This is a genomic window from Bradyrhizobium niftali, from assembly GCF_004571025.1.
GTDB lineage: Bacteria > Pseudomonadota > Alphaproteobacteria > Rhizobiales > Xanthobacteraceae > Bradyrhizobium > Bradyrhizobium niftali.
The window spans coordinates 1-10,613 of sequence record NZ_SPQT01000073.1 but is presented as its reverse complement, the minus strand read 5'-3'; the positions used below and the strand labels follow the sequence as shown (position 1 = coordinate 10,613).

10 protein-coding genes and 4 pseudogenes are annotated in these 10,613 nt (G+C 56.4%); 4 read left to right on the top strand and 10 right to left on the bottom strand.

Annotated features, from left to right (window positions below; genetic code table 11):
• The 10 genes and pseudogenes from E4K65_RS45745 to E4K65_RS49675 all read right to left on the bottom strand — a co-directional run.
• A partial coding sequence (locus E4K65_RS45745; RefSeq protein WP_135179644.1) for an aminotransferase class III-fold pyridoxal phosphate-dependent enzyme occupies positions 1 to 376 on the bottom strand: 376 nt, incomplete at its 3' end.
• Complete coding sequence (locus tag E4K65_RS49690; RefSeq protein WP_283813945.1) at positions 373 to 687, bottom strand: aldehyde dehydrogenase family protein; 315 nt, start codon at positions 685 to 687, stop codon at positions 373 to 375. The genes E4K65_RS45745 and E4K65_RS49690, both read right to left, overlap by 4 nt.
• Entirely contained in the window at positions 657 to 875 is a 219-nt protein-coding gene (locus tag E4K65_RS49685) for a hypothetical protein (RefSeq protein ID WP_283813944.1), read from the bottom strand. Before E4K65_RS49685 ends, E4K65_RS49690 begins: the two co-directional genes overlap by 31 nt.
• The gene (locus tag E4K65_RS49355; protein ID WP_235886053.1) at positions 872 to 1,144 is read right to left on the bottom strand and encodes a hypothetical protein; all 273 of its coding nucleotides are present in this window, start codon (positions 1,142 to 1,144) and stop codon (positions 872 to 874) included. The genes E4K65_RS49685 and E4K65_RS49355 overlap by 4 nt, the downstream gene beginning before the upstream one ends.
• An 856-nt stretch (positions 1,145 to 2,000) precedes the next feature.
• A pseudogene (locus tag E4K65_RS45730) lies at positions 2,001 to 2,141 on the bottom strand (integrase); the annotation flags it as partial.
• Between the two features lie 1,051 nt (positions 2,142 to 3,192).
• Positions 3,193 to 4,452 carry a malic enzyme-like NAD(P)-binding protein gene (locus E4K65_RS45720; RefSeq protein WP_347340987.1) on the bottom strand — a complete coding sequence of 420 codons (1,260 nt, stop codon included), beginning with the start codon at positions 4,450 to 4,452 and terminating at the stop codon, positions 3,193 to 3,195.
• 219 nt (positions 4,453 to 4,671) lie between these two features.
• A pseudogene (locus E4K65_RS45715) lies at positions 4,672 to 5,639 on the bottom strand (electron transfer flavoprotein subunit alpha/FixB family protein).
• Positions 5,639 to 6,407 (bottom strand): annotated as a pseudogene (locus tag E4K65_RS45710) (electron transfer flavoprotein subunit beta/FixA family protein). Before E4K65_RS45710 ends, E4K65_RS45715 begins: the two co-directional pseudogenes overlap by 1 nt.
• A gap of 279 nt (positions 6,408 to 6,686) precedes the next feature.
• Complete coding sequence (locus E4K65_RS49680; protein ID WP_283813943.1) at positions 6,687 to 7,046, bottom strand: NAD(P)-dependent oxidoreductase; 360 nt, start codon at positions 7,044 to 7,046, stop codon at positions 6,687 to 6,689.
• Between the two features lie 10 nt (positions 7,047 to 7,056).
• Complete coding sequence (locus tag E4K65_RS49675) at positions 7,057 to 7,644, bottom strand: NAD(P)-dependent oxidoreductase (protein WP_283813942.1); 588 nt, start codon at positions 7,642 to 7,644, stop codon at positions 7,057 to 7,059.
• Positions 7,645 to 8,319: 675 nt separating this feature from the next.
• Between E4K65_RS49675 and E4K65_RS49900 the strand changes: the two are divergent.
• The 4 genes and pseudogenes from E4K65_RS49900 to E4K65_RS45685 form a co-directional block, all read left to right on the top strand.
• A pseudogene (locus E4K65_RS49900) lies at positions 8,320 to 8,478 on the top strand (IS66 family transposase); the annotation flags it as partial.
• Positions 8,479 to 8,760: 282 nt separating this feature from the next.
• Positions 8,761 to 9,072, top strand: a complete 312-nt coding sequence (locus tag E4K65_RS49330) for a site-specific integrase (RefSeq protein ID WP_235886054.1) — start codon at positions 8,761 to 8,763, stop codon at positions 9,070 to 9,072.
• 413 nt (positions 9,073 to 9,485) lie between these two features.
• A complete protein-coding gene (locus E4K65_RS45690; RefSeq protein WP_135179643.1) occupies positions 9,486 to 9,674 on the top strand; it encodes a hypothetical protein in 189 nt (62 codons plus the stop codon).
• Positions 9,640 to 10,613: NAD(P)-dependent oxidoreductase (locus E4K65_RS45685; protein ID WP_135179642.1), on the top strand; the 974-nt coding region annotated here is incomplete at its 3' end. The genes E4K65_RS45690 and E4K65_RS45685, both read left to right, overlap by 35 nt.

Below are 10,613 nucleotides of genomic sequence, written 5' to 3'. Positions count from 1 at the left end.
TTTCGTTGGCGTCCGATCCGGACAGCCCAAAGAATACCTTGCTCGGCTTACCTGGCGCCATTCGGATGAGACGATCAGAGAGGGTCGCCAGCTCTTCCGTCGTGTGGGCCGCGTAAGTGTGGTAGTATGCCAATTTGTAGGCTTGGCGCGCGATGGCTTCAGCCACTTCAGTCCGGCCGTAGCCAATATTTACACAATACAGACCAGCAAAGCCATCTATGTAACTACGCCCCTGCGCGTCTTCAATGCGGATACCCTTACCCCCAGTGACGATGGTGGGATCACCGATCTTACCAGTAGCGAATTCCTTGAGCTGGGTGAAAGGATGCAGAACTGTCGCGCGATCACGTTCAGCGATGGTTTTAATATCAATCATACCGGTTCTCCTAAGCCGCCAAATCGCCGAAACACGTGTTCTGGTTCCGTGTATTCCGCTGCGCGTATTCTTGTATCGCGCAGTGGAGGCATCAAAAGTTCGATTGGCTTACCAACGAGCACTTGAAACGCACCGCGCGGGACGCCGGCTTCCTCAGCCAATCTGGCCACAGCAAGAGCAGAGAGGAGCGCCTCGAGAGCAGACTTCGCGATGATTGGACAACGCGCAAGCGCCGCTCCCGCCTTTCGTGCAATCATGGCAAGCAGAAACTTCCAAGGAGTTATCGCCGCAGCGACACCGATCGCCTGCATTTGCACTTGAAGGAGATTTCCAACCTTATGACTGGATATCGTCCCTCCGTATGCACACCCCCCCCCTCTGCAGCGAACCACTCCAAAAGTCCAGCACCGCACGCAACTTCGTGGCGCACTTCGGCGAGCGGCTTACCCCGCTCGCCTGTCACTAGGATCGCAAGCTTCTCCGACTGATCGCGCATCAATGACGCCCAGGACCTAAGGATCGCGCCGCGTTTCGTCGGCAATAATTCTTGCCAGGCAGGAACCGTTCAGCTGCAGCGATCGCCAGATTCATATCGGCCGCCGCGCAACAAACAACCTCAGCGATCTCTTCTCCAGCAGCCGGATCAACTTCAGTATCGCTTTGCTCAACCGCAATCCAGCGGCCATCAACGAGCGCGGCCCCGGCGACAAAATCGCGACGGCGCAGATTTTGCGACCGAGGGCTGTAACGAGTGCTTTGGAGGGCCATTTAGAGGTCCGAGCTTTGTTGAAATTAGCTGTGCGTTCAGGATACTGATGGCGCAAAGATATTTGCGGCGCATTTCCCGGTTGTTCAGTCGATTTCCTGCACCGCAGCGCGATTTTGCAACGAAATATGCCTAAAGTCCGCGGACGATCATGTGTTCCTCGAGATCCTGCAAAAGAACAATCTTTACCTTCCGAGGTGATCGGCAAAATGGCGGAGCTCTTTGCTACCGTCTGTCAACACGACTAAAGAGGCTTCGTTCGGAAGGCATTATCGAGGCTGGGGACTCGATCGTTTCCGCAAAGGCGGTGGGACGACCGATTCAAATGCTCGTGCTGGTGAGCCGCGAGCGGGAGTGTTCAGACATCATCGATCAGCTCAAAGGCCATAAACTCGTCAGCTGAGTCATCAATGGATTTCACGTCACGGGCGGAGCCGACTTCGCGCTATACATTACTGCACGCACCATGGACGCTTATGAGCAGTTCACCCGCTAGTTCTTCTATGGGACCGCAGACATTAAAGGTTTTCGACGATGGTCACTATGGACCGCGAAGGCGGGATTTGCGGTTCCCGTTGAGGGCTCACCCGATCGTTGACTGAAACTGATGCCTTGTCTTACGCCGCAGGTTCTTGCACTCAGGCGCTTGTCATCGCTCAGTCGCGTAGTGCGCCACCGTGTCTACGGTTGCGCTGAGGAGAGGCCCTTACAGATTGATGTCCAAAGGAGATCAATACCGGTAATTCGCGCCGTGCTCATTGTGAGTTCTGTTCGAGAACGAGCCGGCTGCCGCACATGACTTCATTGCGCCTCCTAGCACTACTAAGGCGCAGCCGCGACACGTCCGAGCTTGCGGAGTCGCGCCTGTGCAAACGTGAACAACAGCCGGAACGTGTCTCGGTAGGATGCGATCGTGTTGACGCTGACATTGCGCTGACGCATGAGCTGCTCGGTGAAGTAACGCTCGATGAGCGCGGCGAGGTTGCTACTCGGCTTCATGGCTTGGCGTCCCAGCGTCGGTCGAGACGCCGGACTGCCTCTTCCATCAGTTCCGGACAGGCCGAGAGATACCAATAGGTGTCGCGTACGCAGGCGTGACCGAGATAGGTGGAAAGCGCCGGAAGCTGCCGCTCGACATCGATCCCGTCGCGATACCAGCCGATAAGTGTGCGGATGGTGCCGGAAATCGTGTACGCGTGGTCCGTTATGGTCCCCTGGCCGGCTACTAAAAGGGTTCTTGTGAGTTAGGTTTGCAAGCCTAACTCCCTCCAATGCGCCGTAGGCTATTGAGCTTCACTGCGAATCGACCGGTATTGTCGAGCTCGACGCCTGATAGCAGACAAACTTTTCACTTCTTTGGGCGCGACGGCCCAATTGCTGCAAATTGAACGTGGAACGTTCCATTCGAAACCTTCCCGGCTCAATGAGCCTACTAAAGGTGTCCACTCATTCGGAGGAGGTTCATACTGCTTACGCGGACCGCGCGTATGGGTTGATCCCCAACGCGGGTGTCCCTGGCGAGGAGCGCAACAGCACTTCGTCACTCGGATGGGGCGCAACCTGTGGGCGCGGTAAACGGAGTGCGTAGAGCCCGGTCCGTTTCAGCGGACGCGCGACGCCGCGGCTAAAGCCAGCCGATATGATTTCGCCTCATCTCGTCAATTCGATCAGCTGTCGTTTTCGTTGCGTCCTTGCTCAAACCGATATCATTTCGCAACCAATCGGATAAAGGGAATCCCTCGATCCGTCGGAGTTCGACTATGCTTGCACGCCGTATCCGCGCAACGAGGTACGCGCCGAGCCGCCAGTAATTGCTTGTGAGCGTTCCCTCGTCGGGATAAGAGCCACTACTCGCAACTCCTGTCACCGACCTTGATTGCTCTGCCAAGATGGATTTCCTTCGTCTTCCATGCTCGTTTTCGATCCGACGCTTTCTGCTCTCGTCGCGATCTGCGCTTTTCACGTGGCCACAACTACGCAGTCGTCGTCAGTAGCTATCACATCAAGGGGCTCGAAGACCAGCTCGGCTGAATCGTGTTCGTGCGAACAACTAAACTTTCATTTGTGAAAGCGACTTACGATACGCGTCAATATCCGAGATTGGCTTTCGCGCAACGCCGGTTTCCATTGCAGCGAGAGCCACTTGGGAGGCCACCGCAGGCAATAGCCGCGCGTCGAAAGGATTTGGAATCAACTGGCAGCGAGCAAGAGGTTTGCTTGCCAATTCGGCAATTGCGTTCGCAGCTGCAAGTTTCATGGCGTTGTTGATAGTGAATGCCGCGCAATCGAGTGCTCCGCGAAATATAAACGGAAAGCAGAGCACATTGTTTACTTGGTTTGGATAGTCGGAGCGTCCCGTACAAATGATCGCATCAGGGCGGGCCGACAGTGCTAACTCAGGCGAAATTTCTGGAACAGGATTCGAAAGCGCAAGCACAATAGGATTTGACGCCATCTTGCGCACCATATCTTGCGTGAGTGCGCCCGCAACTGATAACCCAAGATAAACGTCTGCGTCGCTCATAACGTCGCTAAGATGTCGGGCGTCCGCTTTCTGCGCAAATTGCGCGCGCCACGGATCAATCGAGCTTAAGCGGTCTTCGACTACGAGACCTTTGCTGTCGGAAACATAAATGTTTTCCTTTTTGGCGCCGAGCAATAAGAGCATCTGAAGGCACGCAATGGATGCCGCGCCCGTACCTGAGGCACAAATCTTTAAGCTTGCGATCTCCTTACCCAGCAATCGCGTTGCATTTTTAAGAGCTGCGGCAACTACAATAGCGCTCCCATGCTGGTCATCGTGAAAGACGGGAATATCTAAACTGCTGGACAATGCCTGCTCAATCGTAAAGCAATCCGGCGCCTTTATATCCTCGAGGTTGATTCCTCCAAAACTTGGAGACAGCGATGCGACGATTTCGACAAACCGCTCGGGATCTGCCTCGTCAATTTCTAGATCAATGGAATCAACGTGTCCAAACTGCTTAAATAAGACAGCCTTTCCTTCCATAACAGGCTTTGATGCCAGTGCTCCGATGTTGCCTAGTCCCAACACGGCGGTCCCGTTGGTGATTACTGCAACTAGATTCCCCTTTGCAGTGTAAAGATATGCCTTGGATGGATCGGACACTATTTCCTGACATGGTAACGCAACACCGGGCGAATACGCGAGTGACAAATCTGCTGCATCGCGCATATTCTTTGTGGCTACTATCTCGAGCTTACCTGGCCGCGGGTGGCGGTGATATGCCGGCGCCGCGCCGTGCAGTTGATCTCGACAAACCCCGGAATTTTCATTGTTGTATTTCAAGATAGCTCTCTTTCTCTGAGACTAAGACTCGTGACCGAATAGGATCGTCGATAGTAGGAGAACCCGAGGCTATCGTTTCCTACCGGGCGAAAGCGCAACGCTAAAATTAGCTTCTCTTTCTTGTAATTGGCTTCGATCTCACAGCTCGGCGGCGAAAATCCTGCGTACTCTTTTGGCATACGCCCAAATGCGGCAAGCGCCCGCCACCCCACAGCTCTTTTAAATGCAAAGCAACCGCTTGAAAGGATCGCTACGTTCGCTGGCGTCCTTCCCGAGCTCCGGCAGCGCCTGGAACAGATCCGCAACAAGGCCGTAATCAGCGACCTGGAAGACTGGAGCCTCCTGGTCTTTGTTGATGGCAACGATGGAGCTTGGAGTCCTCCGTGCCGGCCAGGTACTGGATCGCGCCGGAGATGCCGACCGCAATATAGAGGTCCGGCGCGACCACTTCGCCGGTCTGGCCGACCTGCCAGTCGTTCGGCGCGTAGCCGGTATCGACTGCGGCGCGCGAGGCGCCCATCGCAGCACGAAGCTTGTCGGCCACCAGCTCGATGTACTTGCAGAGTTCTCGGCATTCTGCATGGCGCGGCCGACGGAAATGATGATCTTTGCCGACGTCAGGTCGGGACGCTCGCTCTTCGACACCGCCTCGCCGACGAAGCTGGAGAGGCCGGGATCGGCCTCAGCATCGACGCTCTCGACCGCGGCACTGCCGCCTTCGCCCCTGCCTGGAAGGTCGAGGTGCGCACCGTGATGACCTTCTTCGCATCCTTCGACTTCACGGTCTGGATGGCGTTGCCGGCATAAATCGGACGCTCGAACGTGTCGGGGGCTACCACCTTGATGATGTCGGAGACGTGCATGACGTCGAGCAATGCCGCGACGCGCGGCATCACGTTCTTGCCGCGGCCGGTCGAGGGCGCGACGAAAGCATCGTAGTTCGCCGCCAGCGACATGATCAGCACCGCCACCGGTTCGGCGAGATCGTGCGCATAGGCCGCGTTGTCGGCGAGCAGAACCATGGCGACGCCGTTGAGCTTCGCCGCTGCATCGGCACCCGATTTGCAGTTGGCGCCGGCAACAAGGACATGGACGTTGCCGCCGAGGGCAACGGCTGCGGTCAGCGCCTTCGCGGTCGCGTCCTTGAGATTGGTGTTGTCGTGCGCGGTAAGAAGAAGCGCGGTCATCAGATTACTCCGGCCTCGGTCTTGAGCTTGACGACGAGCTCGGCAACCGAGCGCCGGCCTGCAGCCCGACGTTGGGTGGTTTTGAGAACCTCGAGGCGAGGCGTGAGAGCGACGCCGAAGTCGGCGGCGGTCTTCTCATCGATCGGCTTCTTCTTCGCCTTCATGATGTGGGGGAGGCTCGCGTAACGCGGCTCTTTGAGCCGCAGGTCGGTGGTGACGATGGCCGGACCTTTCAGCGCCACCATCTGCAAGCCGCCACCGACCTCACGCGTCACCTTGATGCCGGTGCCGTCGACCTCGAGCTTGGAAGCAAAGGTGCCCTGCGGCCAGCCCAAACGCGCTGCGAGCATCTGCCGGTCTGGTTCGAATCGTCGTCGATCGTCTGCTTGACGAGAATGACGAGGCCGGGCTTCCCGGCATCGACGATGGCCTTGAGGATCTTCACGACTACAAGCGGCTCGACCGTGCCTTCGGCTTTGACCATGATGCCGCGGTCGGCATCCATCGCAAGACCCGTGCGGACGGTCTCGACCGGCTGCGCCGGTCCGATCGGCACGCCGAAGACTTCCGTCGCCTTGCCCGCTTCCTTGAGCCGCAGCGCTTCCCCGACAACGATCTCGTCGAACGGATTCATCGACATCTTCACATTGGCGAGCTCGACGTCGGAACCGTCCGCCTTGACGCGGATTTTGGCGTTGAAATCGACCACGCGTTTACGGGCACCAATACCTTCGATCGCTCGTCTTCCTTCGAGGTTTGCAGACGCATGAGTGTCAAAAGGGCGGCGCATATTCCGGCGACAACCTTACGGCGCGCTGTTTCGTTGTTGGCAGTTGTAGACCTTTGATTACTTCGAAATCCTGCGGCGCATCGATGAAATTGACGTTGGAGATGACGTCGCTCTTCGTCTCTCTTTAGTACGAAGGGCCCACATTCGTTCGGTAACCGATTACGCGACAAATAGGTCATAATTCGCATTCAGACTTGTGCTGCAGTTTTGGCTTTCATCCGGCAGTACAGCTGATCGCCAGAGACTGCCCACGTCACCTAGTAACCGCGGCTCATGTTCACTACATTCTTCAATGGTTGTCCTTGAAGGTATCTGTCGATGTTGTCGGCAAAAACCGAAAAGACACGCCCCGCATAGTTTTCGGGAAAGCCAGCCGAGTGCGGCGTCACAATAACGTTGGGTAGGTACCACAACGGGCTGTCTTGCGGTAATGGTTCTTTTTCGAACACGTCAAGCATGGCGCCGGCAATTGCGCCTGTTTGCAATGCCTTAATCAACTCGGATTCGACAAGGACGAAGCCCCGCGCGATATTGATAAGGAAGGCATTCGACCGCATACAGGCAATCTCGTCAGCGCCGATCGCACCCACTGTTTCTGGCGTGCCGGGCAGTGCCACAATGACGAAATCACATAGTGGTAGCCTTAAGTCGACCTGATGTGAATAACTGATCAACGCCATTAACGGAGGCGGAAACATCTCTTTTCGAGCCGAACACAGTCATGCCCGCGCTCTTCGCGCGTCGAGCAATTGTGCTACCAATTGAACCCAGTCCGACGACGCCAATGGCCTTGTCAGCGAGCGGCGCCACGGCACGAGAATTCCACTGTCGAGCACCCTGCTCACGCAGGAAACGACGGAAATCCCAATGCAACATCGTCACACCACCCATCACGTAGTCGGCAATAACGTCGCCGTGAATCCCACGTGCATTCGTGACGATGATATTTGCCAACCTATCTCGAATGGGAAAAAGCGAATCCACACCTGCTCCAGTACATTGAAACCAACGCAGCTTTTTTGCCTTGTCGAAAAACTGAACTGGAAAATTAAATGCAAGTAGTGCATTCGCCTCGCCTATGTAGCGCTCCAGCCTTTCAGGGTCTGGTGCAATGAACGTGCGCACTTTCGGAAAACGCTCACTGATAAATTTTGCAAAGGTTTCCGCGAAAGGATGGTTTAACACCACAGAGAGTTCTCGGCTTTTGGTCGCCATGTTTTTTCCTTTGCCTCCGATAGCAGGGAAATCGTTTGGTCCTGCCACGACCTTCCCACCTGCCGATGCTTACCGTTGAACGCATTTGGCTTCTTCCAACGCTATCCTGTGAGTTGTCAACTTTCCGGCTAATTAGGGGCCGGGTACGCAGAATTTCACCGCTGTAATTGCGGGGGACGCATTATTGGGGTGAATCAGTTCCCGAGCGTAGCGAAAGTTGCTAACTCTTCTCGATACGCCCGCCCTTGAAAATTCTTATTCATGCGAATTCGCCGGCCAGCACTGACACGCGTTCGTTCGATGTGAGCCAGCAGACAAAAGCGCACGCAGCGCGCCTCTGCCGCGAGCGCACCACCGTGCAGAGGTTCTGGGGGTTAGGTTGAATCGATTTGGGATGCTAATCAGTGTGTTTCTGATTCACCATGCTGGCTGGAAGGAGGCTAGCACGGATGGGAAAGCCTTACTCTCTGGATCTTCGCAAGCGCGTCGTGGCCGCGATTGAGGGTCCCGCAATGCGGCGGGTCGAGGAGACCGGCGGCGTTGAGCCTGGCCAGAATGGGCGGTTATAAATCGAAGCCAGTTTTGGGAGATCGGCGTCTTCACCATCACGGCAACAGGCGGCTCGTGCGGCCGCCAACAACGAGGTGACCGGAGGCAGGCAGGCTGCCTGACGGAGTGGAGGGCCGTCAAAAGCGACCGGCGCGCCGCAACCGGGGGAAGCTTCCGAAGCATTTGCCGCGCATCGATGTCGTGATCGATATCGAGAGCCACATATGCCCCTGCTGCGCCGAGCAGCTGCATAAGATCGGGGACACCGTCGAGGAAGCCTTCGACCTCATTCCGATGCAGTACCAGGTCAAGCGCATTGTGCGTCCACGGTACGGCTGCCGGGGACGCCGCCAGGTGTGCTGCAGGCACCAGCGCCGGCCCAGGCGATCGATGGCGGGATGGTGTCGGAAGCGTTGCTGGTCCAGTGATGAAATACGGCTACCTGCTCCCGCTGTATCGGCAGGAAGGCCTCGCAGCTCGCTGAGGTCGCGCTCCCCTTTCCGGGAGGCGCCGCATGAGCGAACACCTCCTTCTGGCGCCGCTCCTGGATCGTACTTCCGTCGCCGGTTGACCAAACAACGCAACGCCACCTCCGCGACCCTGGCCAGCTATCGCGACGCCTTGCGCGTGCTGATCCTCTTTGCCGCCGCTCGTTTGCGGAAGAAGCCAGTGGCGTTGGCCCTTGGAGATCTCGATCGGGACCTCGTTCTCGCCTTTCTCGATGAGCTTGAGGAGAAGCGGAACAATTCCGTCGCAACGGGCAACGCCCGACTAGCCGCGATGCGATCCTTCTTCCATCACGTCGCCGCCGCAGATCCATCGTTCGGCGTCGCCCGCCGGGTTCTGACGGTCCTACCAAACGGGCCCACATCGAGGTGACGCGCCAACGCCGAGGTGGAGGCCATCATCGCGGGCCCTGATCAGACGACGCCCCGCGGCCGGCGCGACCGGGCCTTTCTGCTCTTCTTGGCGAGAACCGGCGCCCGCGTGTCCAAACCGAGACCGGCGTCAGCGCGAACGACCTTCAGTTGGAGCGAGGGCGCCCGCAGGTGCTGCTTCACAGCAAGGGACGCCGAGACCGCGTCGTTCCCATTCCTCAGCATTCGGTGCGATCGCTGACAGTGCTTTAGACTGGAAACGCGCGTGGTGCTTGAATTCTTTGCGAGCTTGCTCAAGCGTGATGTCGGGTGAGGTTGAATTCGCAACTGCATCCTCTGGATCCGCGGCAACCTCATTATCCAGCGAAGAGTCTAACTGTGCGCTGAAAGCTCAAATTCGCTCCTGTAGCTTCCATGCCTGATTATATTCGTAATGGCGTTGATTTCGCAGAATTCCAGCGTCGTATTCACTTTTTGCGCGCGGTTGCTTCAACCTTAGTGAATTATGCTGAGCTGGCCTGCATGGGCGATGAACCGCAGCTTTACGAAAGCCTGGGAGAAATGGACGATGAAAGTACTTTGTTTATGGCACGCTACCACTGAAGAGGTGGAATGGATCAGAAAGGCGCTGCCCGAAGGCACTAACGTGGTAGCGCCCAATGGGGAATACCTGTCTCGTTTTGAAACGACGCTTGCGGATCTAAAAGATCATGCCGTCGACGCAGATGCGATTATCGGATGGACAATTCCCAAGGGACTCATCGAAATTTCGAAGAAGCTGAAGATCCTTTCTTGGCTACATTCTGGTGTCGATGATCTTGGCGAGATCGGCGTGCTCGCAATGGCGAAGGAGAGAGGCTTTAAGGTCACGAACATCCGCGGAGCCAACGCCATTGCGGTTGCAGAACAGGCGATGATGTTCGTACTCGCCCTTGCTAAGAAAACAATCCTGAAGCACCAAGCAGCACTGGATAATCATCGACTCTTTCCCTTGTTCGGCGACGAGAATCGTTCCTCTATGCTGTATGGACGGACCATTGGTGTAATCGGGACCGGCAATATCGGCGGGCATATCGCAAAGTGCGCCAAGGGCTTTAATATGCGTGTTCTGGGCGTGCGCAGAAACAAGGATAGGTCCCACGAGCACGTTGATAAAATGTACGGGATCGACGAGCTGCATTCCGTACTCCCGCACTGCGATTACGTCGTCCTGGCCATGCCGAATACAAGCGAAACTTTTCAGATCTTCGGCAAGGACGAACTCGCGAAAATGAAGCATTCCGCTTTTCTGATTAACGTTGCACGGGGCAAGCTCGTCCAAGAAAAGCCCCTACACGAAGCGCTTACCACTGGTCGTCTTAAGGGCTATGCCGCTGACGTGTGGTTCCGATACGATTTCGGTCGAACCTACCCAAGAGGGGATGTGCCTCGCCTGCAAATTCAAAAGCTGCCAAACGTCATCGGGTCTATCGATCAGGCCGCTAATGCCGATGACGTTCTTGAAAGGTATATCCATTGGGGCGCGGAAAATCTTGCGGAGTT

Bases quoted from the DNA above. Each gene is read 5' to 3' on its own strand.
- E4K65_RS49690 (WP_283813945.1), bottom strand. From the start codon at position 687: ATGCAGGCGATCGGTGTCGCTGCGGCGATAACTCCTTGGAAGTTTCTG.
- E4K65_RS49355 (WP_235886053.1), bottom strand. From the start codon at position 1,144: ATGGCCCTCCAAAGCACTCGTTACAGCCCTCGGTCGCAAAATCTGCGC.
- E4K65_RS49675 (WP_283813942.1), bottom strand. From the start codon at position 7,644: ATGGCGACCAAAAGCCGAGAACTCTCTGTGGTGTTAAACCATCCTTTC.
- E4K65_RS45690 (WP_135179643.1), top strand. From the start codon at position 9,486: ATGCCTGATTATATTCGTAATGGCGTTGATTTCGCAGAATTCCAGCGT.